This window comes from Streptomyces sannanensis (assembly GCF_039536205.1).
Taxonomy (GTDB): domain Bacteria; phylum Actinomycetota; class Actinomycetes; order Streptomycetales; family Streptomycetaceae; genus Streptomyces; species Streptomyces sannanensis.
Window position 1 is genome coordinate 2,822,845 of sequence record NZ_BAAAYL010000001.1, and the last position, 22,270, is coordinate 2,845,114.

Sequence of the window (22,270 nt, forward strand, 5' to 3'; positions counted from 1 at the left end):
CGTTCCGGTACCGCCCGTCGTGACTCGTCACGCCTGCTCGCCCTCCCGCATGGGGACGCGGACGCCGCGCTCCGTGGCGACCTCGTCGGCGCGGTCGTAGCCCGCGTCGACGTGGCGGATGACGCCCATGCCCGGGTCGTTCGTCAGGACGCGGCGGATCTTCTCACCGGCGAGCTTCGTGCCGTCCGCCACGGTGACCTGGCCGGCGTGGATGGAGCGGCCCATGCCGACGCCGCCGCCGTGGTGGATGGAGACCCAGGACGCGCCCGAGGCCACGTTGACCATGGCGTTGAGCAGCGGCCAGTCGGCGATCGCGTCGGAGCCGTCGAGCATGGCCTCGGTCTCGCGGTACGGGGAGGCGACGGAGCCGCAGTCGAGGTGGTCGCGGCCGATGGCCAGCGGCGCCGCCAACTCGCCCGAGGCGACCATGTCGTTGAAGCGCTCGCCGGCCTTGTCGCGCTCGCCGTAGCCGAGCCAGCAGATACGGGCCGGGAGGCCCTGGAAGTGGACGCGTTCGCCGGCCATCTTGATCCAGCGGGCGAGGGACTCGTTCTCCGGGAAGAGGTCGAGGATGGCCTTGTCGGTCCTGGCGATGTCGGCGGGGTCGCCGGACAGGGCGGCCCAGCGGAAGGGGCCCTTGCCCTCGCAGAAGAGCGGGCGGATGTAGGCCGGTACGAAGCCGGGGAAGGCGAACGCCCGGTCGTACCCGGCGAGCTGGGCCTCACCGCGGATGGAGTTGCCGTAGTCGAAGACCTCGGCGCCGGCGTCCATGAAGCCGACCATGGCCTCGACATGACGCGCCATCGACTCACGGGCGCGCTGGGTGAAGTCGGCGGGCTTCTCGGCCGCGTAGGACTGCATGTCGTCGAAGTCGACGCCGATCGGCAGGTACGACAGCGGGTCGTGGGCCGACGTCTGGTCGGTCACGATGTCGATGGGGGCGTTCATCGCGAGCAGCTGCGGCACCAGTTCGGCGGCGTTGCCGAGGACGCCGATGGACAGCGGCTTGCGTGCGTCGCGGGCCTCGACGGCGAGCTGGAGGGCGTGGTCCAGCGAGTCGGCCTTCACGTCGAGGTAGCGGTGCTCGATGCGGCGCTCGATGGCGCGCGGGTCGCAGTCGATGCAGATGGCGACGCCGTCGTTCATCGTGACGGCCAGCGGCTGAGCGCCGCCCATGCCGCCGAGGCCGGCGGTCAGGGTGATCGTCCCGGCGAGGGTGCCGCTGAACTTCTTTGCGGCGACGGCGGCGAAGGTCTCGTACGTGCCCTGGAGGATGCCCTGGGTGCCGATGTAGATCCAGGAACCGGCGGTCATCTGGCCGTACATGGTGAGGCCGAGGGCCTCGAGGCGCCGGAACTCCTCCCAGTTGGCCCAGTCACCGACGAGGTTGGAGTTGGCGATCAGAACACGCGGCGCCCACTCGTGCGTCTGCATGACGCCGACGGGACGGCCGGACTGGACGAGCATCGTCTCGTCCTGCTTGAGGGTCTTCAGCGTGCGCACCATCGCGTCGAAGGAACGCCAGTCGCGGGCGGCCTTGCCGGTGCCGCCGTAGACGACGAGTTTGTCGGGGTGCTCGGCGACCTCGGGGTCGAGGTTGTTCTGGAGCATGCGGAGGGCGGCTTCCTGCTGCCATCCCAGGGCGCTCAGCTCCGTACCGCGCGGTGCCCGTACCGGCCGGGGTCCTGACATGGTCTGCCTCCTCGACAAAACGCCATTGCAGTGGATATTCACATCCTGACGTTCTGAATAGAACTAGTCAATCCCCGGGTGCCTCCACACGTCCGACCGGCGGATGATTGGCTGAATGCCATGGCATCGGACACAGGAAATGAATCCGCAGCACGCCGCGACCAGGCCGTGACGGCCGCCTTGGAGGAGGGCCTCGCCGGCCCCGGCTCACCGATCACCGCATTGCTCGACGTCACGGGCATCCGGGGCTCCGCCACCGCCCTGCGCGCCGCGTTCGAGGCAGTCGTACCGGCCGGGACACCCGTACTGCACGCCTTCGCCGTGAAAGCGTCACCGCTCGTGCCCGTACTGCGGCTGCTGTACGAGGAGGGGCTCGGCGCCGAGGTCGCCAGCCCCGGTGAGCTGGCGCTGGCCCGCGCCGCCGGGATACGCCCCGAGCGAACCGTGCTCGACTCCCCCGCCAAGACCGGCACGGAGCTGCGCGAGGCCCTCGGCCTCGGCATCGCCGTCAACGCCGACAACCCGCAGGAGCTGGCCCGCCTCGACGCGCTCGTGCATGCCGCGCCGACCTCCTCGCCGATCGGCCTGCGCGTGAACCCGCAGATCGGCGCCGGCTCCATCGGCGCGCTGTCCACGGCCACCGCCACCTCAAAGTTCGGCGTGGCACTGCGCGACGAGGGTGCCCGCGACTGGGTCGTGCGGGCGTATCTGGACCGGCCGTGGCTGACCCGGCTGCACACCCACTCCGGCTCGCAGGGCCTGCCCCTGGAGCTGCTGGCCTCCGGCGTCCGGGCGGCGTACGAACTGGCCGAGGAGATCAACGGCGCGGCGGGCCGGCGGCAGATCGACACGATCGACATCGGCGGCGGACTCCCGGTCAACTTCGCCTCCGACGCACAGACCCCGAGCTACGCCGACTACGCCCGCCTCCTCGCCCGCGAGGTCCCCGGGCTGCTCGACGGCCGCTACGGCCTGGTCACCGAGTTCGGCCGGTCGCTGCTGGCCAAGCACGGCCTGGTGCTGGCCCGTGTCGAGTACACCAAGACCGCCGGAGGCCGCCCCATCGCGGTGACGCACGCAGGCGTCCAGATCGCCGCCCGTACCGTCTACGCCCCCGCCTCCTGGCCGCTGCGCATCGCCGCGTACGACGCGAAGGGCCGCCCGAAGGCAGGCCCGGACGTGGCCCAGGACGTGGCGGGGCCGGCCTGCTTCGCGGGCGACCTGCTCGCCGAGAACCGGCCGCTGCCGCTGCTGGAGCCGGGCGACTGGGTGGCGGTGCTGGACACCGGGGCGTACTACTTCGCCCACCATTACGCGTACAACAGCCTGGCCAGGCCCGGCGTCCACGGCTTCACGGCCGGCACGGAGGGGGTGCGCTTCCGGACCGTACGCGCCCCGCAGTCCGTCGAAGAGATCGTCGCGGAGTCGGGCGGCAGCACTCCGGACGCCCTGCTCGGCATGGGCGGCGGCCAGGAGTAGCGGGCCCGCTGAACCGGGGGGCGGACCTTAGCGGAACGCGCGCATGTACCGCTGGAAATTGCCAGAACTTCCACCGGTCGCCTGCACCGTGCGTAACTTCGACGTCACCGATGTGCGGAAGAAGCACCCGCACACCACGGTGGAGGGGAGTTCCGCGTGCCCGGAATCGACGAGTGTCTCCTGGAAGCCATGCTTCTGCCCGGCGCGCGCGGCGCCGCAGTGGTCGACTGGACCAGCGGACTCGCGCTCGGCACCGTGGGAGACCCTCCCGGCCAGGACCACGAGACCGCCGCCGCCGAGACCGCCGAGCTGGCTCGCATGGCGGCGGAGTACCCCACCTTCGCCCCCGAGGACACCGCGGACACCGCCAAGGGGCCGACGGTCGAGGACGTCATTCTCACGAACCGCAGCGGCTACCACCTGCTGCGGTTCGTGGAGACGACCTTCGACAGCTGTGTCTTCCTGCATCTGTGGCTCGACCGCGAGGAGGGCAATCTCGCGCTCGCCCGGATCCGGCTGGGCTCCATAGCCGAACGGCTGGTGCTGGGATGACCATCTCGCCGATGCTGGCAAGACTCGCGGCGGAGCAGGCCACCGGCGCGCTGCTCCGGGACCGGGGCACCCTCTACCTCGCGGACGGCCAGGTCGTGCATGCCGAAAGCCCCGCGGCCCCCGGCATCGACGTCCTTCTCACCGCCGGCGGCCGGCTGCCCGCGGAAGGCTGGCGGGACGCCCTGGACCAGGCCGGCCCCTTCGGCCGGGTGGGCCGCTACCTGGTCGACAGCGGGCGGGTCTCCGGAGGCGAGCTGGAGATCTGTCATCTGGGCGCGCTGTACGACGCCGCGTTCTTCGTGCTGGCACCCAGCAGCGGCCCCACCCGCTTCCGTTACGGAGTGGCCCACTGGATCGGGACCGTACGCCCCGTGCCCGCCGAGGCCGTCGCGCGCGAGACGCTGCGCCGCCGGCTGCTGCTGGACCGGCTCTGGGCCCACCCGGAGACCGACACCACACCCGTGGTGCGGACACCCCGGGCGCTCGACATCCCCGTCGCCCCCCGGCAGCGTGACGTGCTCGACCTCGCGGACGGCGTGCGCACGCCGGGGGACATCGCCCGGGTGCTGGGCCGTCCGGCGTTCCACACCCTGGTCGACGTACGACGTCTCGCGGCCGCCGGAATCGTCGAGACACCCCGCCCGCGCGCGCGGGCCTCGCCACCTCCGGCCGCCCCCGTCCTGTTCGCGGAGACCCCGGCCGATCCGGACATCGCCCTGCTCCGCCGGGTTCGTGACGCCCTGGAGGCAACGCTGTGATTCGCGCGCTCAGGCAGCGCGCCGAGAGGAGACAGCTGATGACGGCGAGCGCCGAAGTGCTCGACGAACTGCGCCGGCTGAGAGCCCGGCTGCCCCAGCTGACCGGAACCCTCACGGCCAGTGTCGACGGTCTCGTGGTCGCCCAGGACACGGCGGACGTGGAGGCGGAGAGCGTCGCCGCGCTCACCGCCGCCGCCCTCGGGGTGGCGCTCCGGCTGACGGAGGCCACCAGGCAGGGGGGCTTCCGCGAGCTGCTGGTGCGCGGCGATCAGGGCTATGTGGCGACGTACGCGGCGGGCTCCTCCGCCGTACTCACCGTCCTCGCGGAACCGCGCATCAATGTGGGCCGGCTGCATCTGGAAGCCCGCCGGTCCGGAGCGCGCATCGGCGAACTCGTCGACGGCGCGCTCGAACGCTCCGACCAGAACACCTGAACCCTCAGGCGAAAGGAAGTACAGCTCCCATGGCCAACACCGAAACCTCGCTCAAGGAAGCGATGACCGCGATCGAGGGCGTCATCGGCGCTGCCCTCGTCGACTACACCAGCGGCATGGCCCTCGGCACCATAGGCGGCGGCAAGCACCTCGACCTCACGGTGGCCGCCGCGGGCAACACCGACGTGGTACGGGCGAAGCTGCGCACCATGGAGCAGCTGAACCTCAAGGAGGAGATCGAGGACATCCTGATCACCCTTGGCACCCAGTACCACCTGATCCGGCTGCTCAAGGGGCGCGGCGGCAACGGGCTCTTCCTCTACATCGCCCTCGACTCGGGCCGGGCCAACCTGGCGATGGCCCGGCACCAGCTGAAGAAGATCGAGGCCGAGCTGGAGGTCTGACCAGCTCCTGACATCGGGCGCCGCACCACATCCGGTGCGGCGCCCGATGCCTGTGCGTCACTCGACGAACAGCCCTCGCGCGGAGGCCTGCGCGTCGAACTCCTCGAGCCGTGCCTGCGCATCCGGCAGGTCGTCGCACATCGCCTCCAGCAGCACCCGGCCCAGCAGCATCGGCGCACACGCCGTGTCGAAGGCGAGGCCGGTGCCCACGGCGGCCGGGATCAGCAGGTCACTGTGCCCGGCCACCGGCGCGAACGCGGAATCCGCGACCGTCACCACGGTGAGGCCCTTCTCGCGCGCGTAGGCCAAGGCGTCGACCACCTCGCGTGGATGGCGTGGCAACGCGAAGCACAGCAGCGCGCTCGCACCGGCGCGCTGCGCCGCGTCGATGCGATCGGCGAGCATCGTGCCGCCCTCGTCGAGCAGCCGGACGTCCGGATGTACCTTCGCCGCGAAGTATGCGAAGCCCCGGGCCTGCGAGGACGCGGCGCGCAGTCCCAGGACGGGCAGCGGCCGGGAGGCGGCCAGCAGCCGGCCCGCCCGCTGGACCGGAGCGGGATCGGCGAGCAGGCCGGCCAGATGCCGAAGGTTCTCGATCTCGGCGTGCACGGCCTGCTGGTACTCGTTGTACGAGGGGTCGACGGCGGCCGGCGTGGCGGGCCCGACCTCGCGCAGGTGCCTGCGGAGCGCAGGGTAGCCGTCGAAGCCGAGCGCCACCGCGAACCGGGTGACGGAAGGCTGGCTCACCCCGGCGAGTTCGGCCAGCTCCACGCTGGACAGGAACGGCGCATCGGCGGCCTGGCGGACCATGCAGTGCGCGATACGCCGCTGGGTCGGAGTGAGCCGGTGTCCCTCGAACAGCTGCTGCAGTCGCGCCGCCGGGCTGTCGCTCATACCGTCCCCCAATTCAGTCACGAAGAGCTCTGCATAAGCATATGCAGTGGCGTCGCCTTCCCCCGCGAGCCCGGCATGATCGGCCGGACAGGACCTGAGGGTCGCCTTCTCCCGAAGGAAAAAAGGGGGGATATCCCCACTGTGGTGGACGCCTTCGGTCCCTACCGTGAAAACCATGGAAGCCAGCGACACAGAGCTCAAGAAGGAACTCGCCGCCACCCTGCACGCCCGCAGGGAGCTGGGGGTCGAGTACGACGCCGCGCTCGTCGAGTCGTTCCTGGAGAAGGTCGAGCAGCGCCTCGACGGCACGGTCGACCGCCGGGTGCGGCGTCAGCTCGCCGAACAGCAGACGGCCGTTGCCAGAGGCGGCCGTCCGGCGCGCTCCGAGGAGAGCTTCGGGGAGCGGTTCGGCCTGGCGATGGTCTCGCTCGTCCTCGCCATCCCGCTGTCGGCGATAGCCGTGGCCCAGGCGGGCTTTTTCGGTCTGGTGGTCGCCTGGGCGGGCATTTTCGGCGTCAACGTGGTCCACTCCTCCCGCCCCTGGCCATGGATACGCGGCAGGGGACGGAAGAAGTCCTTGGACTGGGAGGACTGAAGAAATAGCGCGGGGACCGCCGCACCCCCGGCGAGCCGGGGGGCGGGACGACGGCGGTCCCCGCGAGGGACACGGACCTGGTCGAAGCCTGGTCTCCGCGTCCGGGCGCCCAGGGAGGTCCGGGAGCCGCTCCGGAAGTCCATGGCGCCGTTGGTGGCGCCGGCGGTGCCTGTCCTGCCCCGCCGACAGCCCCCAATGTGCCCGACGCGTGTTAAGCGGGTGCTGCCGCCATGTGTCGCGCTCGTACCGTTTTCGCGAAGCTCCCGGCTACTTGCCGCCCTTGGCGAGGAACGCCAGCAGGTCCTGACGGCTCACCACGCCCGTCGGCTTGCCCTCGACCAGCACGATCGCCGCGTCGGCCTTGCCCAGTACGTCCATCAGGTCCTCCACCGGCTCGCCGGAGCCCACCTGCGGCAGCGGGGCACTCATATGGTCCTCCAGCGGGTCGTCCAGCGAGGCCCGCTTGGTGAACAGCGCATCGAGCAGCTCACGCTCGACGACCGAGCCGACGACCTCCGCGGCCATCACATCGGGGTGGCCGGCGCCCGGCTTGACGATCGGCATCTGCGAGACGCCGTATTCGCGCAGCACGTCGATCGCCTGGCCGACCGTCTCGTCCGGGTGCATGTGCACGAGCGAGGGCAGGCCGTGCTCCTTGTGGCCGAGGACATCGGCGACACTCGCGGACGGGCCGGCCTCCTCCAGGAAGCCGTAATCGGCCATCCACTCGTCGTTGAAGATCTTCGACAGGTAGCCGCGGCCGCTGTCCGGCAGCAGGACGACCACGATGTCGTCCGGGCCGAGGTCCTTGGCCACCTCGAGCGCGGCGACGACCGCCATGCCGCAGGAGCCGCCGACCAGCAGGCCCTCCTCCTTGGCGAGGCGGCGGGTCATCTGGAAGGAGTCCTTGTCCGACACGGCGACGATCCGGTCGGTGACCGTGCGGTCGTAGGCGGTGGGCCAGAAGTCCTCGCCGACGCCCTCGACGAGGTACGGGCGTCCGGAGCCGCCGGAGTAGACCGAGCCCTCCGGGTCCGCGCCGATGATCTGCACCTTGCCGTCGCTGACCTCCTTGAGGTAGCGGCCGGTGCCGGAAATGGTGCCGCCGGTGCCGACGCCGGCGACGAAATGGGTGATCCTGCCGTCCGTCTGCTCCCACAGCTCGGGGCCGGTCGAGTGATAGTGGGACAACGGATTGTTCGGGTTGCTGTACTGGTCCGGCTTCCATGCGCCGGGGGTCTCACGGACCAGCCGGTCGGAAACGTTGTAGTACGAGTCCGGGTGTTCCGGAGCCACAGCCGTCGGGCAGACCACGACCTCCGCGCCGTACGCCCGCAGCACGTTGATCTTGTCGGTGGAAACCTTGTCGGGGCAGACGAAGATGCACTTGTAGCCCTTCTGCTGCGCCACGATCGCCAGGCCCACACCCGTGTTGCCGCTGGTCGGCTCCACGATCGTGCCGCCCGGCTTGAGCTCCCCGCTCTCCTCGGCGGCCTCGATCATGCGCAGGGCGATGCGGTCCTTGACCGACCCGCCGGGATTGAAGTACTCGACCTTGGCCAGGACCGTCGCCTGGATGCCCTCGGTCACGTTGTTGAGCCTCACCAGCGGGGTGTCGCCGACAAGACTGATCATCGAATCGTGGATTTGCACCGTGTTCTCCGGGGTCTCCGTGTTGATGCCGCCAGCGTATGCGGGCGGCCGTGAAAGGTTCACCTCCTCGCCGGATTGTCGGGATTGAGCCGTACCCGCTACCGGGCAGTTAGGTGGTGAGTCGGCTACGAGGAGGTGGCGGTGTCCAGGGCGAGGGTGGCGCGACGAATCGCCGCGGGCGCGGCATACGGCGGCGGCGGCATCGGACTGCTCGGCGCGGCGGCGGTGGGCCTGCTGCTGGCCGAGGTCCAGCTGGCGCGGCGCGCGGTGGGCAACGGACTCACCGATCCGCCGTGCGCGGACGGTCTGTACGGGACGGCCTTCGCGGGCGGAGCGAATCCGCTGCGGCTGGGCATGCTGGGCGACTCGACGGCGGCCGGGCAGGGGGTGCACCGGGTGGGTCAGACGCCGGGAGCGCTGCTCGCCTCGGGGCTCGCGGCGGTCGCCGAGCGGCCGGTGGACCTGCACACCGTGGCGCTGCCCGGGGCGAGGTCCGACGATCTGGAACGCCAGGTGACCCTCCTGCTGGCGGACGCGTCACGCACCCCCGACGTGTGCGTGATCATGATCGGCGCGAACGACGTCACCCACCGGATGCCGCCGACGCAGTCGGTGCGGTATCTGTCGGAGGCGGTACGGCGGCTGCGCGCGGCGGGGGCCGAGGTGGTCGTCGGCACCTGTCCCGACCTGGGCACGATCGAACCGGTGTACCAGCCGCTGCGCTGGCTGGCGCGGCGGGTCAGCAGGCAGCTGGCCGCCGCGCAGACCATCGGATCCGTCGAGCAGGGGGGCCGTACGGTGTCCCTGGGCGACCTGCTGGGCCCGGAATTCGCGGCGAACCCGCGGGAATTGTTCGGCCCGGACAACTACCACCCCTCGGCGGAGGGCTACGCCACGGCGGCGATGGCGGTCCTGCCCACCTTGTGCGCGGCGCTCGCACTGTGGCCGGAGACGGACCGGCTGGACGCCTCCCGCGACGAGGACCTGCTGCCGGTGGCCAAGGCGGCCGCGGAGGCAGCGGAGGAGGCGGGCACGGAGGTCACGGGTGCGCGTGCGCCGTGGGCTCTGCTCAAGCACCGGCGGCGCCGCCGCCTCCCCGCGGAGCCGGTCCCCCCGGCCCCCGCGCCCGCCCCGGCCCCGGCGGCCCACCGCGACGCGTAACCGGGCCAGTCGTCCTCCGGGCGGGCGCCGGGTGCGGGCCGGTGGTCCGGTTCGGCGCCGCCCCGCGCTGAGCGCAGCCCCCCATCGGGAATAGACACCCTGCAGGCTGAGCGTTTGCTTAGAAAAGAGGTCTGTATCACACGGCGCCGGCCGTGACCGCAAACCGTACGGGCAGGTAACTTCACCTCGAGCCCTGCCCTCATCCCTCCCGTCGCCCGACCACCACCCCTCAACGAGGCGCTGCGCGCCGCACCTTCCACATGGAGCCGTGATGCCCGAAGCCGTGATCGTCTCTGCCGCCCGCTCCCCCATCGGCCGCGCGTTCAAGGGGTCGCTGAAGGATGTGCGCCCGGACGACCTGACCGCGACCATCATCCAGGCCGCGCTCGCGAAGATCCCGGAGCTGGACCCGCGCGAGATCGACGACCTGATGCTCGGCTGCGGTATGCCGGGCGGTGAGCAGGGCCACAACCTGGGCCGTATCGTCGCCGTGCAGATGGGGATGGACCACCTCCCCGGCTGCACGATCACCCGTTACTGCTCCTCGTCGCTGCAGACCTCCCGTATGGCGATGCACGCCATCAAGGCCGGTGAGGGCGATGTCTTCATCTCCGCCGGCGTCGAGACGGTGTCCCGGTCCGGGAAGGGCACCAGCGACGGCCTGCCGGACACGCACAACCCGCTCTTCGCCGAAGCCGAGGCCCGTACCGCCGCCGTCGCGCAGAGCGAGGGCTCCGACTGGCACGACCCGCGCGAGGACGGCCTTGTCCCGGACGCGTACATCGCGATGGGGCAGACCGCGGAGAACCTGGCCCGGTTCAAGGGCATCACACGCCAGGAGATGGACGAGTTCGGCGTACGGTCCCAGAACCTCGCCGAGGAGGCCATCAAGAAGGGCTTCTGGGAGCGCGAGATCACCCCGGTGACGCTGCCGGACGGCACGGTCGTCAGCAAGGACGACGGCCCGCGCGCCGGCGTCACGATGGAGGGCGTCCAGGGCCTGAAGCCGGTCTTCCGCCCCGACGGCCTGGTCACCGCCGGTAACTGCTGCCCGCTCAACGACGGCGCCGCGGCCCTCGTCATCATGTCCGACACCAAGGCCCGCGAGCTGGGCCTGACCCCGCTGGCCCGGATCGTCTCGACGGGCGTCTCCGCCCTGTCCCCGGAGATCATGGGTTACGGACCGGTGGAGGCCAGCAAGCAGGCGCTGCGGCGGGCCGGACTGACCATCGACGACATCGACCTGGTCGAGATCAACGAGGCGTTCGCCGCGCAGGTCATCCCGTCCTACCGGGACCTGGGAATCGACATCGACAAGCTGAACGTCAACGGCGGTGCGATCGCCGTGGGCCACCCCTTCGGCATGACCGGCGCGCGCATCACCACCACGCTGATCAACAGCCTCCAGTTCCACGACAAGCAGTTCGGACTGGAGACGATGTGCGTCGGCGGCGGCCAGGGCATGGCGATGGTCATCGAGCGGCTGAGCTGAGCTGCAACGGAGGGTAGGGGTCGCCCGAGGAACGAGGGCGGCACCTGCCCGCAGCGGAAGCGAAGCGCAGCGCGACAGACAAAACGAGCGGCTGAGCTGAGCTGCAACGGAGGGTAGGGGTCGCCCGAGGAACGAGGGCGGCACCTGCCCGCAGCGGAAGCGAAGCGCAGCGCGACAGACAAAACGAGCGGCTGAGCTGAGCTGCAACGGAGGGTAGGGGTCGCCCGAGGAACGAGGGCGGCACCTGCCCGCAGCGGAAGCGAAGCGCAGCGCGACAGACAAAACGAGCGGCTGAGCTGAGCTGCAACGGAGGGTAGGGGTCGCCCGAGGAACGAGGGCGGCACCTGCCCGCAGCGGAAGCGAAGCGCAGCGCGACAGACAAAACGAGCGGCTGAGCTGAGCTGCAACGGAGGGTAGGGGTCGCCCGAGGAACGAGGGCGGCACCTGCCCGCAGCGGAAGCGAAGCGCAGCGCGACAGACAAAACGAGCGGCTGAGCTGAGCTGCAACGGAGGGTAGGGGTCGCCCGAGGAACGAGGGCGGCACCTGCCCGCAGCGGAAGCGAAGCGCAGCGCGACCACTTCAATCCCATCGCGCCCCAGTCGTGACCAAATCTCCCCCAGGATGTGACCTATCTCCTGGGGGAGCACCATTCCCGCAGGTCACAAGCAGTCAAGGTTAAAAACGAGGTCCAAAGTCCTGTCCATTCGGTGACGTAATGCACTGACAAGAGGAGCGGGTCCGCTCCAAGCTGATGTAGACAGTCGTGGGACCGTCGGGGGTAGGACTGAAACCGGGAGTACGTCAGTGAGTGCGATGCCTCTTGCCCTGCTGCTGACCACGGCCGCTGCCACGGCCGTGGGCGCTGCCGCCCTGCATGCCGCTCATGGGCTGCGCAAGCAGGTCACCGCCCTCCGCGTCGAGCTCGCCGCCGCGAACGAGGGCCGCAGCGCCACCGTCCCAGCGCAGTCCCGGCACACCCCCGCCGCCGATATACGTGCTGCCGTCGCCGAGGCGCTCGCCGAGGAGCGGGAGCGCGAACTGGCCGAGGCACGCGCCTTCTGGGCCGCACAGGAGGCCCGCGACGCCGCCGACGCCCCCTCACCGCTGGGCGGTCTGGCGGGACTCGGCGACGACGCCGCCTTCTTCCTGCCCCGTCAGACGGACTTCACCGGCCTGGAGGCCGACGCGCTGGAGGCGGCCCTGGACGCGACCGAGACGTTCGACCCCTTCCCGGACGACTCCCCCGAACTGGCCGCGGCCCGCCGCCGCCATCCCTCGCACCCCGACTTCGTCCCCGTCCAGACGCCGGTCGTGACCGACCACGAGCGCACCCTGGCCCGCCTGGAAGAGCTCGCCGAGGCCGGCACGACGCTCATCGACGTGCGTCCCGGACCGCTCGGCACCCTCGATGTGTATGTCTTCGAGGACGGTACGACGCTCTGTATGACCCCCGGCCACCGCGAGACCGCGGAACGGCTCGCCGATTCGCTCCGCGCGGGCGACGCCCCGGCGCTGCTCGGAGGTTCCAGGGTTTCCGGTTCGTACGCGCTGACCTTCCTCTGCGGCGACGAGACCATCTTCGTCCTCGCCGACCGCGTGATCACGTCTCTCTAACGCAGCGCCCGGGCCTCCGCCTCCTCGACCAGCCTCACGGCCTCGTCCAGTTCTCCGGACGGGGCCGTTTCCCGCGCGCGCAGCGCCAGCGCCAAGTCATGACCCGCCACCGCGAGTTGGTCGGCGACCGCGAAGAGCCCGGCGTCGGGCATGGTGCGCTGCGGGCCTTCCGGGGTCTCCAGGCGCTGCGCGCGCAGCGCCAGTTCCCGGGCGAGGGCGAGGCCTTCCGCCGCGGCGCCGACGCGCAGCCGGCTCTCGGGCGCCGCCCGCAGGCGGTCGGCGAAACGGTCCACGGCAGCGGTCAGAGGAGTCACGTCAAGCACGACGCGACCCTACGCGCCCGGTCCGGAGTGTTGCCAATACGCGAACGCTCAGGCACGGTGGCGTGAAGGACCTTCCCCCGAGCTCTCGGCTTCTCCTCCACTCTCGGCTTCCAAGCTCTCGGCTTCTCCCCGAACTCTCGGCTTCTCCCCCAAGCTCTCGGCTCTGCTCGAGCGCGGGGGGGGATCCCATGAGCGGGTGGACACCATGAGCAGAGGGCCCATGAGCGGGGGGAGGGGACACCATGAGCAGGGGGAACCCCACGCAATGCGTTCCGGAGGCGCCGATGTCCCAAGTCTTCTCCGAAGAGACCCATCGCAATCTGCTCTCCCGCATCCCTCATTGCACCGGCCGTGAAGTGTCCGAGTGGCTACGCACCGTCGAAGAAGGCCCCGCTCTGCTGCGTTTCGAGGAGAAGGTCAGCTGGCTCCGGAGCGAGTACGACCTCGCCTACGGCCACGCGAAAGCGATCGTCCATGAGTACGACCTGAGGCGGGCGGCGCGCCGCCTGCTCTAGTGCTGTGGACGGAAAGCTTCACCGGCTCGCGACGCTCCCCCAGCTACCTCCCCCAGCTACCGCTGGGGGAGGTAGCTGGGGGAGCCGCGAAGCTTCCCGGCAGACCTTTCCGTCCACAGCGCTTGACGTACGACCCCGACCGATGGCGAAGGGCCCGCCCGGAACGCTTCCGGACGGGCCCTTCATACGAGTCGCTACGGGCGTCAGTCGTCGCCCTGCAGGAGCTGCACCAGGCGCAGCATCTCCATGTAGATCCACACCAGCGTCATGGTGAGGCCGAAGGCCGCCAGCCAGGACTCCTCACGCGGAGCGCCGTACGCCACACCGTCCTCGACCTGCTTGAAGTCGAGGGCCAGGAAGCAGGCACCGAGCACCACACCGACGATGCCGAAGAGGATGCCGAGGCCGCCGCTGCGCAGGCCCAGACCGTCGCCGCCGGCGAAGACCGCGACCAGCATGTTCACCAGCATCAGCAGCATGAAGCCGATCGCGGCCGCCATCACGAAGCCGTAGAAGCGGCGGGTCACCCGGATGAGCCGGGTCTTGTACGCGATGAGGACACCGGCGAAGACCGCCATCGTGCCCAGAACCGCCTGGGGTACCGCGCCCGGAGCGACGTAGGTGCTGACGACGCTCGACACCACGCCGAGGAAGACACCCTCGAAGGCCGCGTACGCCAGGATCAGCGCGGGCGAGGCCTTGCGCTTGAAGGACTGCACGAGCCCCAGAACGAACGCCACCAGGCCGGCGCCGACGGCAACGGCGTACGACTTGCCGAGGTTCGCCGGGTCGACCGGCAGCAGCCACCAGGCCGCGATGGCACCGAGCACGACGGTGCCCAGCGTCACGGCCGTGCGGGCGACGACATCATCCATCGTCATGGCGCCGGTGCGGGCGGGTGCCTGCGCCGGGGCGCCCACGGAGACGTCCTGGGCGTACGGGTTGGTCGCGTACGGGTTGGTCGCGTACGGGTTCGTTCCTGCGGCGGGGCCCCCGGCCTGTGGCGCGGCGTCGAAGCCCGCATAGCCGCTGTTGTCGCGGCTGAACCCTCGTCGCGAGAAGACCGGGTTGCTGCTCCTCATTTCACTCCTCCATGGCCACCGTGCGCGGCCTTGGAGCAATGGTAATGCGGACGCAAAAAAACCACCCTCGTGCTTGGGGAGGATCTTTCCCGCCAGCCCGAGGGGAGTGCCCGGAACCGGACTCGAACCGGTACGCCCCCGAGGGGCAGCGAGGTTTAAGCTCGCCGTGTCTGCTTTCCACCATCCGGGCAACGCGCGCGGCTCCGCGTTCGCATCCCGACCCTATCCATAGACGTCCCCCCCGAACAGCGGAACGACAGCTCGATGTTGTCTTATTTTATTGACGCTTGAGTGACCGTCAGGTCCGGTCACACCGCTGAGGCACATGCCGGAGGCGTCTGTCGGGCGGCTCGGCGCTCGCACCAAAATGACGGAAACTCGCCCACCCGGCCACGGCCTTGCGCGGGAAAGGCCTCAGGGACGCCGTCATACCCAGGGATGAGCGGCGGTGACGGCCGTCCGACTCAAGACGGCCCCGAGAACGGGCACGGGGGCTGACGATCCGTGCTCGGCGAGCCGCCAGGATGGAACCGTCCCGAACGACCGTCCGACAGGAGTGACCTGTGACCACCATCTCCACCGCTTCCCGCGCCACTGCGGTGGCCGCCCGTGCCGTTGAGCTGAGCAAGGTCTACGGGCAGGGCGAAACCCAGGTGGTCGCTCTGGACCGGGTCAGCGTGGACTTCGTGCAGGGCGAGTTCACCGCGATCATGGGCCCCTCCGGCTCCGGCAAGTCGACGCTGATGCACTGCGTCGCCGGTCTGGACAACTTCAGCAGCGGCTCCGTACGCATCGGCGACACCGAGCTCGGCTCGCTCAAGGACAAGCAGCTCACCCAGCTGCGCCGGGACAAGATCGGCTTCATCTTCCAGGCGTTCAACCTGCTGCCGACGCTGACGGCGCTGGAGAACATCACCCTCCCCATGGACATCGCGGGCCGCAAGCCCGACAAGCAGTGGCTCAACAACGTGATCGACATGGTGGGCCTGTCCGACCGCCTCAGCCACCGCCCGTCCCAGCTCTCCGGCGGCCAGCAGCAGCGCGTGGCGGTGGCCCGTGCCCTGGCCGGACGCCCGGACATCATCTTCGGTGACGAGCCGACCGGAAACCTCGACTCGCGGTCGGGCGCCGAGGTGCTGGGCTTCCTTCGTAATTCCGTACGAGAGATGGGCCAGACCGTCGTCATGGTGACGCACGACCCGGTGGCCGCCTCCTACGCCGACCGTGTGATCTTCCTTGCGGACGGACGGATCGTCGACGAGATGCTGAGCCCGACGGCCGACAGGGTGCTCGACCGGATGAAGGACTTCGACGCGAAGGGCCGCACGAGCTGAGGCGGCTGCCGCCTGCGGCATCCCGCTGAAGGGCTACCGCCCGCCCCCTCCGGGCTCCGGCCCCGGGCACGCCCCGGGGCCGTGACGCCCCCTCCGTACTTCCGACGCCCCCCATGTCCGGTCCCGGGCAGGGTCTCCCCTGCCTGCCCGCCATGTCTCCGGGCCTCTCCCTCACCAGGACAGGAAATGTTCCGAACCGCCCTGCGCAATGTGCTGGCGCACAAGGCCAGGCTGCTGATGACCGTGCTCGCCGTCATGCTCGGCGTGGCCTTCGTCTCCGGCACCCTCGTCTTCACCGACACCCTCGGCAACGCCTTCCGCAATCAGTCGGCCAAGAGCTACGACGATGTCGCGGTGGCCGTCACCTCGCACTACAACGAGAACGACCCCGAGGACCAGCCCGGTCTGAACCAGCAGATGCTCGACAGGATCTCCCGCCTGGACGGCGTCGCCGCTGTGACCGGCCGTGTGGACGGCTTCGCCGGGGTCGCCGACCAGGACGGCAAGCTGATCGGCAACGGCTGGTCCAACACGGGCGCCAACTTCGCGCCCGGCAAGGACGGCAAGGACTCCCAGTACGACTTCACCGACGGATCCGGACCGGCCGCGGACGACCAGATCGCCCTCGACAAGGAGACCGCCACCAAGGGCAAGTACCAGGTCGGTGACCGGGTGCGGGTCGCCACCAACGGCCCGGTGAAGGAGTACACCCTCTCCGGTGTCTTCACCACCGAGGACGGCGCGGTGAACGCCGGCGGCAGCCTGGTGCTGTTCCGGACCCCGGTCGCGCAGCAGATGTTCCTCAAGCCCGGCTTTTACCAGAGCTTCTCCGTCACCGCCACCCCCGGCACCGACGACGCGAAGATCCTCGCCGAGGTGAAGCCGCTGCTGCCGGACAACGCCGAGGCGAAGACCGGCCAGGACCTGGCCGATGAGCAGGCCGCGGACATCGAGAGCGGCCTCGGTGCCCTCAACCAGGTGCTGCTGGCCTTCGCCGCCATAGCGCTCTTCGTCGGTGTCTTCCTCATCTCCAACACCTTCACCATGCTGGTCGCCCAGCGCACCAAGGAGCTCGCGCTGATGCGCGCAGTCGGTGCCTCTCGCCGCCAGATCACCCGCTCGGTCCTCACCGAGGCCATGGTCGTCGGCGTCGTCGCCTCCATGGTCGGCTTCGTCCTCGGCCTCGGGCTCGCGATCGGACTGCGTTCGGCGATGGGCTCGTTCGGCGCGAAGATGCCCGACGGTCCGCTGGTCGTCTCGTCCACGCCGGTCATCGCCTCCCTGGCCGTCGGCGTACTGGTCACCGTGCTGGCCGCGTGGCTGCCCGGCCGCCGGGCCGCGAAGATCCCGCCGGTGGCGGCGATGAGCAGCGTCCACGCGGTGGCGACCACCAAGTCGCTGGTCCTGCGCAACACCATCGGCGGCATCATCACCCTGCTCGGCCTGGCCGGGATTCTCGGTGGCGCGGCGGTCGGCGCCGACTCCGGCCGACTGCTCATCGGCGCGGGCGCGTTCTTCGCCCTGATCGGCGTGATCGTGCTGATCCCGCTGCTGTCCCGGCCTGCCGTCGCGGTCGTACGCCCACTGCTGTCCCGGGTGTTCAGCGTCTCCGGCAAGCTGGCGAGCCAGAACGCGGTCCGCAACCCGCGCCGCACCGGCGCCACGGCATCCGCACTGGCCATCGGGCTGACCCTGGTCACCGGTCTCTCGGTGCTCGGTGTGACCGTGGGCTCCGCGCTGGACAAGTCGATCACGGACAACATCAAGGCCGACTACATGCTCAGCATGCCCAGCGGTGACGGGCTCGACCCGTCCGCGCTGGCCGCACTGGAGAAGGCCAAGGGTGTCACCGCGGTCTCGCCGCAGCAGTCCTCGTACTTCGAACTCAAGGGGGAGACGAGGCCGGTCTCCGGCGTCACCCCCGGTGACATCGAGAAGGTCCTCACCCTCGAGACCGCGTCCGGTTCGCTGGACACCCTCGGCAAGGGACAGATCGCGGTCGCCGAGAAGATGGCGAAGAAGCAGGGCTGGAAGGTCGGCGACACGCTGCCGGTCACCTACCCGGACCAGAAGAAGGCCGAGCTCACGGTCGGCGCGGTCTTCAAGGACAACGAGTTCGTCGCGCCGGTGCTGGCCGACCGCGAGCTGCTGGCGCCGCATGAGGTCAAGCCGTACATCCCGCAGATCTTCGTGAAGACGACGGGCGACGAGCAGGACCTGGTCAACGCGCTCGGCCGGAACCCGGCGATCGCCGTGATGGACCAGCAGGACATCCGCAACACCTTCGGCGGCATGATCAACCAGCTGCTGAACATCATGTACGGACTGCTGGCGATGGCTCTGATCATCGCGGTGCTCGGTGTCATCAACACCCTGGCCATGTCCGTCTTCGAGCGGCGACAGGAGATCGGCATGCTGCGGGCGATCGGTCTGGACCGCCGCAGGGTGAAGCGCATGATCCGTCTGGAGGCCGTGGTCATCGCGGTCTTCGGCGCGGTGGTCGGTATCGCGCTGGGTTCCTTCCTCGCCTGGGCGATCGGCGAGACGTTCAAGAGCTCGATCCCGGGGTACGCGCTGGTCATCCCCTGGGACCGGATCGGCATCTTCCTGCTGCTGTCCGGGCTGGTGGGCATCCTGGCCGCGCTGTGGCCGGCCAGGAGCGCCGCACGGCTGAACATGCTGGCGGCCATCAAGGCCGAGTAGCCTCACAGGCTCATCCCGCAGGGGCCCGGCCCCGCGACCTCGTGTCGCGGGCCGGGCCCTTCGGCTTCCCTCTGACGGGGGCCTGGGGAGTTGCCGTTCTCCGTCGGGTCGGCCGGAGTGTCCGCCCTCGAACTCCTCGGCTACCTCCCCCAGGGTGCTCCCAGAGGTGCCCCCAGGGACGGGCTGGATGTGGTGCCGCCGTCTTCGAGGCCGGACGAGCCGGATGCGGTTCCGGCGGGCTTCGCCTCGGGTCGACCGGACGCCGTGCCGCCTGGCGCGGTGGTGGTGCCGTGGGTATTCCAGGTGCGGGAGCGCAGCGGCATGCCGGAGGTGCCGTCCTCGGGTGGGCGGACCGCGAGGATCTGGTTGACGCCGATCCTGCCGCGTTCGAAGGAGACCGCGCACGCCGCCATGTAGAGGCGCCAGACGCGGGCACGGCCGGGGCCCGTGAGGCGGGCCGCGCGGGGCCAGGCGGCCTCCAGGTTGGCGACCCAGCCGCGCAGGGTCAGGGCGTAGTGCTCGCGGATCGCCTCGACGTCCCGGGCCTCGAAGCCCGCCTCCTCCAGCAGCGAGAGCGTCCGGCCCAGGGGGGCCAGCTCGCCGTCGGGGAAGACGTAGGCGTCGATGAAGTCGTCCACCCGGTAGGCCGCTTCGTCCCGCTCCGGGCGGCGGGCGATCTGGTGGTTGAGCAGCCGGCCGCCCGGCCTGAGAAGGGTGTAGAGCTTGTCGGCGTACTCCCGGTAGCGCTCCGTGCCGACGTGTTCGGCCATGCCGATGGAGGCAATCGCGTCGTACGGGCCGTCCCTGACGTCGCGGTAGTCCTGGACGCGGATCTCGATCCGGTCGGTCAGGCCCTCCTCGGCGATGCGCTTGCGGGCGTACGCGGCCTGCTCGACGGACAGCGTGATGCCGACGACCCGGGCACCGTACTCGCGGGCCGCGTGCAGGGCCATGGAGCCCCAGCCGCAGCCGACGTCGAGCAGCCGGTCGCCCTCCTCGAGAGCGAGCTTGCGGCAGATCAGGTCGAGCTTGTCGCGCTGGGCGTCCTCCAGGGTGCTGCCCTCGTCCCAGTAGGCGCAGGAGTAGACCATGGAGGGGCCGAGGACCAGCTCGTAGAACTCGTTGCCCACGTCGTAGTGGTGACTGATGGCCTGCCGGTCGCGATGCCTGGTGTGGAGTCGGCCGGTGCGTCGCCGGACCTCCTCGGGAGGCGGGGCGGGCGGCAGCCCGGGGCCCGCCAGTCGCACCAGCTCGCGTACGGCGGCACGCAGCCGCGGGTCGGTCATGGCGTGGATCGCGCCCCGCGCCTCGGAGCCGGGGCCGGGGCGGGGGCCGCGCTCCCAGAGCAGCCCCGCGAGCGGGTCCAGCAGCGCGTAGAGGTCGCCCTCGACATCGAGCTCGCCGGCCACCCAGGCGCGGGCGAGACCGAGTTCACCGGGCTTCCACAGCAGCCGCCGCAGGGCGCGGCGGTCACGGACGACCAGAGTGGCGGCGCCGGGAGGGCCGCACTCGCTGCCGTCCCAGGCGCGGACGCGGACCGGAAGCGGGGCCCCCAGCAGTTCCTCGGCGAGAGTGGTGAGCCGCGTTGCGGCATCGGCCATGGCGCACACCTCCGTGACGGTGTATCCCAGAAATGTCCCTCACCACGTAAACACGACTGTGCGTGGATGCAGTCCCAACACCGCGTAAGAATGGGGCAAAAGTGGCACGTGGGCCAGAGTTGTGCGCTCCCGGTGCCGCCGGTCGGGGTACCGCGCGGCGGCGCGGGCAAAAGGAAGGGGCCGCCTGCACCACGGATCGCAGGCGGCCCCTTCGGGGTACGACAGCCGGTCAGGAGGCCTTGGCCTTCTCCGACTTCTCGGCCTTGGCGGCCGGCGCGGGAGCCGGCTTGGCGGCCTCGTAGAACTCCTCGCGCGGGGTCTCCAGGGCACCCAGGGAGACGACCTCACGCTTCAGGATCATCGCCAGGGTCCAGTCGGCGAAGACACGGATCTTGCGGTTCCAGGTCGGCACGGCCAGACCGTGGTAGCCACGGTGCATGTACCAGGCGAGACGGCCCTTGAGCTTGATCTTCATCTTGCCCATGACGATCATCGCGACGCCCTTGTGCAGGCCGAGACCGGCGACCGCACCCTTGTTGGCGTGGCTGTACTCCTTCTGCGGGAAGCCCCGCATACCGGAGATGACGTTGTCGCCGAGGACCTTGGCCTGACGCAGCGCGTGCTGGGCGTTCGGCGGGCACCAGGCGTTCTCGACACCGGCCCTGCGCGAGGCCATGTCCGGGACCTGGGCGTTGTCACCCGCGGCCCAGATGTAGTCGGTGCCCTTGACCTGGAGGGTCGGCTCGGCGTCCACGTGACCGCGCGGGCCGAGCGGCAGGCCGAAGCGGGCCAGCGCCGGGTTGGGCTTCACGCCGGCGGTCCACACGATGGTGTTGGAGTCGACCTCGAGGCCGTTCTTCAGCACCACGTGGCCGTCCACGCAGGAGTCCATGGAAGTGGAGAGGTAGACCTCGATACCGCGGCCCTCGAGGTGCTCCTTGCCCCACTTGCCGAGCTGCGGGCCGACCTCGGGGAGGATCTTGTCCGCGGCGTCGACCAGGATGAAGCGCATGTCCTCGCGCTTCACGTTCGTGTAGTACTTCGCGGCGTCGCGGGCCATGTCCTCGACCTCGCCGATGGTCTCCGCGCCGGCGAAGCCGCCGCCCACGAAGACGAACGTGAGCGCCTTGCGGCGGACGTTCTCGTCGGTCGTCGAATCAGCCTTGTCGAGCTGCTCGAGGACGTGGTTCCGCAGGCCGATGGCCTCCTCGACGCCCTTCATGCCGATGCCCTGCTCGGCGAGGCCGGGGATCGGGAAGGTACGGGAGACGGCGCCGAGCGCGACCACCAGGTAGTCGAAGGGCAGCTCGTAGGCCTCGCCGACGAGCGGCGCGACGGTGGCGACCTTGCGGTCCTGGTCGATGCTGGTGACCCGGCCGGTGAGGACCTCGGCTCCGGGCAGCACGCGTCGCAGCGGGACGACGACGTGCCGGGGCGAGATGCTGCCGGCGGCGGCTTCGGGAAGGAACGGCTGGTACGTCATGTACGAGCGCGGGTCGACGACCGTGACGGTCGCCTCACTGTGACGCATCTTCTTCAGGACGCGCCGAGCTGCGTACAGGCCTACGTACCCGCCGCCTACTACGAGGATCCTGGGACGCTCCGTGGTGCTCATGCCATCGAGTATCCACCCCCCTCCGAGGGGGTGCTCGTGAGCCCCTTCACAAGGCGTTCGGACCCCTCTGCTACACTCCGCCGCCCACGTGACGGAGATCATGGTGCCGAACGGGAACCGCGGTACCGGTGGACCCTTGCCAATGGCGCTTGAGCTGGCCCCATGGCCCGTTCCGGAGTGGGTCACGGGAAGCCGCTCCGCCCGCCGTCGCCACGTTCGAGAGTGTCCGGAATGCGGACGACAGCGGTCAGTTGGGCACTTAAGGGGGGTCGAAGGCCCCTTCGGCGGCACTTTTGGAGGCCAGCTAGGCCCTTTTCCTTGTGAAGTAATTCACGAACATTTTCCGCGGTGTGCCTGCCGGGGGCCCG

General features: G+C 70.2%; 19 protein-coding genes and 1 tRNA gene. 12 read left to right on the plus strand and 8 right to left on the minus strand.

Annotated elements, in window-relative coordinates; all coding sequences use genetic code 11:
* Positions 1–27 precede the first annotated feature (27 nt).
* A complete protein-coding gene (gene hutU, locus ABD858_RS13190; protein WP_345036902.1) occupies positions 28–1,692 on the minus strand; it encodes a urocanate hydratase in 1,665 nt (554 codons plus the stop codon).
* 120 nt (positions 1,693–1,812) lie between these two features.
* On the opposite strand from hutU, the gene ABD858_RS13195 reads away from it, so the two are divergent.
* The 5 genes from ABD858_RS13195 (at position 1,813) to ABD858_RS13215 (ending at position 5,319) form a co-directional block, all read left to right on the plus strand.
* Positions 1,813–3,171 (plus strand): type III PLP-dependent enzyme domain-containing protein, encoded by a 1,359-nt coding sequence (locus ABD858_RS13195; RefSeq protein WP_345036904.1) that lies wholly within the window; start codon positions 1,813–1,815, stop codon positions 3,169–3,171.
* A gap of 156 nt (positions 3,172–3,327) precedes the next feature.
* Complete coding sequence (locus ABD858_RS13200; protein ID WP_345036906.1) at positions 3,328–3,723, plus strand: hypothetical protein; 396 nt, start codon at positions 3,328–3,330, stop codon at positions 3,721–3,723.
* The gene (locus ABD858_RS13205; protein ID WP_345036909.1) at positions 3,720–4,481 is read left to right on the plus strand and encodes a transcriptional regulator; all 762 of its coding nucleotides are present in this window, start codon (positions 3,720–3,722) and stop codon (positions 4,479–4,481) included. Before ABD858_RS13200 ends, ABD858_RS13205 begins: the two co-directional genes overlap by 4 nt.
* Positions 4,482–4,519: 38 nt before the next feature.
* Positions 4,520–4,915, plus strand: coding sequence for a roadblock/LC7 domain-containing protein (locus ABD858_RS13210; RefSeq protein ID WP_345036911.1), 396 nt, complete (start codon positions 4,520–4,522; stop codon positions 4,913–4,915).
* A gap of 29 nt (positions 4,916–4,944) precedes the next feature.
* The gene (locus tag ABD858_RS13215) at positions 4,945–5,319 is read left to right on the plus strand and encodes a hypothetical protein (protein WP_345036913.1); all 375 of its coding nucleotides are present in this window, start codon (positions 4,945–4,947) and stop codon (positions 5,317–5,319) included.
* 57 nt (positions 5,320–5,376) lie between these two features.
* On the opposite strand, the gene ABD858_RS13220 is transcribed toward ABD858_RS13215, so the two are convergent.
* A complete protein-coding gene (locus ABD858_RS13220; RefSeq protein WP_345036916.1) occupies positions 5,377–6,213 on the minus strand; it encodes a MurR/RpiR family transcriptional regulator in 837 nt (278 codons plus the stop codon).
* A gap of 175 nt (positions 6,214–6,388) precedes the next feature.
* Between ABD858_RS13220 and ABD858_RS13225 the strand changes: the two genes are divergently transcribed.
* Complete coding sequence (locus ABD858_RS13225) at positions 6,389–6,808, plus strand: hypothetical protein (protein WP_345036918.1); 420 nt, start codon at positions 6,389–6,391, stop codon at positions 6,806–6,808.
* Positions 6,809–7,075: 267 nt separating this feature from the next.
* Here ABD858_RS13225 and ABD858_RS13230 read toward each other — a convergent pair whose 3' ends face one another.
* The gene (locus ABD858_RS13230; protein WP_345036920.1) at positions 7,076–8,461 is read right to left on the minus strand and encodes a cystathionine beta-synthase; all 1,386 of its coding nucleotides are present in this window, start codon (positions 8,459–8,461) and stop codon (positions 7,076–7,078) included.
* Between the two features lie 156 nt (positions 8,462–8,617).
* Between ABD858_RS13230 and ABD858_RS13235 the strand changes: the two genes are divergently transcribed.
* The 3 genes from ABD858_RS13235 to ABD858_RS13245 all read left to right on the plus strand — a co-directional run bounded on the left by ABD858_RS13235 (position 8,618) and on the right by ABD858_RS13245 (position 12,729).
* Positions 8,618–9,622: an SGNH/GDSL hydrolase family protein gene (locus tag ABD858_RS13235; protein ID WP_345044489.1), complete on the plus strand. Its 1,005-nt coding sequence runs from the start codon at positions 8,618–8,620 to the stop codon at positions 9,620–9,622.
* Between the two features lie 271 nt (positions 9,623–9,893).
* Positions 9,894–11,114, plus strand: a complete 1,221-nt coding sequence (locus tag ABD858_RS13240; RefSeq protein WP_345036922.1) for an acetyl-CoA C-acetyltransferase — start codon at positions 9,894–9,896, stop codon at positions 11,112–11,114.
* Between the two features lie 814 nt (positions 11,115–11,928).
* A complete protein-coding gene (locus tag ABD858_RS13245; protein ID WP_345044492.1) occupies positions 11,929–12,729 on the plus strand; it encodes a hypothetical protein in 801 nt (266 codons plus the stop codon).
* On the opposite strand, the gene ABD858_RS13250 is transcribed toward ABD858_RS13245, so the two are convergent.
* Positions 12,726–13,052, minus strand: a complete 327-nt coding sequence (locus ABD858_RS13250; protein WP_345036924.1) for a hypothetical protein — start codon at positions 13,050–13,052, stop codon at positions 12,726–12,728. The two genes, ABD858_RS13245 and ABD858_RS13250, sit on opposite strands and share 4 nt — an antisense overlap.
* Before the next feature lie 284 nt (positions 13,053–13,336).
* Here ABD858_RS13250 and ABD858_RS13255 point away from each other — a divergent pair, with 284 nt between their 5' ends.
* Positions 13,337–13,567 (plus strand): DUF4287 domain-containing protein, encoded by a 231-nt coding sequence (locus ABD858_RS13255; RefSeq protein WP_345036926.1) that lies wholly within the window; start codon positions 13,337–13,339, stop codon positions 13,565–13,567.
* 203 nt (positions 13,568–13,770) lie between these two features.
* Here the strand turns inward: ABD858_RS13255 and ABD858_RS13260 are convergent, their stop codons facing one another.
* The gene (locus ABD858_RS13260; RefSeq protein ID WP_345036928.1) at positions 13,771–14,649 is read right to left on the minus strand and encodes a Bax inhibitor-1/YccA family protein; all 879 of its coding nucleotides are present in this window, start codon (positions 14,647–14,649) and stop codon (positions 13,771–13,773) included.
* A 107-nt stretch (positions 14,650–14,756) separates the two neighbouring features.
* A tRNA-Leu gene (locus tag ABD858_RS13265) sits at positions 14,757–14,839 on the minus strand.
* Between the two features lie 373 nt (positions 14,840–15,212).
* On the opposite strand from ABD858_RS13265, the gene ABD858_RS13270 reads away from it, so the two are divergent.
* Together ABD858_RS13270 and ABD858_RS13275 are read left to right on the plus strand one after the other, a co-directional pair.
* Positions 15,213–15,983, plus strand: coding sequence for an ABC transporter ATP-binding protein (locus ABD858_RS13270; RefSeq protein ID WP_345036930.1), 771 nt, complete (start codon positions 15,213–15,215; stop codon positions 15,981–15,983).
* Positions 15,984–16,169: 186 nt separating this feature from the next.
* Positions 16,170–18,686 (plus strand): ABC transporter permease, encoded by a 2,517-nt coding sequence (locus ABD858_RS13275; RefSeq protein WP_345036932.1) that lies wholly within the window; start codon positions 16,170–16,172, stop codon positions 18,684–18,686.
* Positions 18,687–18,826: 140 nt separating this feature from the next.
* On the opposite strand, the gene ABD858_RS13280 is transcribed toward ABD858_RS13275, so the two are convergent.
* Entirely contained in the window at positions 18,827–20,287 is a 1,461-nt protein-coding gene (locus tag ABD858_RS13280) for a class I SAM-dependent methyltransferase (RefSeq protein WP_345036935.1), read from the minus strand.
* A gap of 229 nt (positions 20,288–20,516) precedes the next feature.
* Positions 20,517–21,902 carry an NAD(P)/FAD-dependent oxidoreductase gene (locus tag ABD858_RS13285; RefSeq protein ID WP_345036937.1) on the minus strand — a complete coding sequence of 462 codons (1,386 nt, stop codon included), beginning with the start codon at positions 21,900–21,902 and terminating at the stop codon, positions 20,517–20,519.
* Positions 21,903–22,270: the final 368 nt, after the last annotated feature.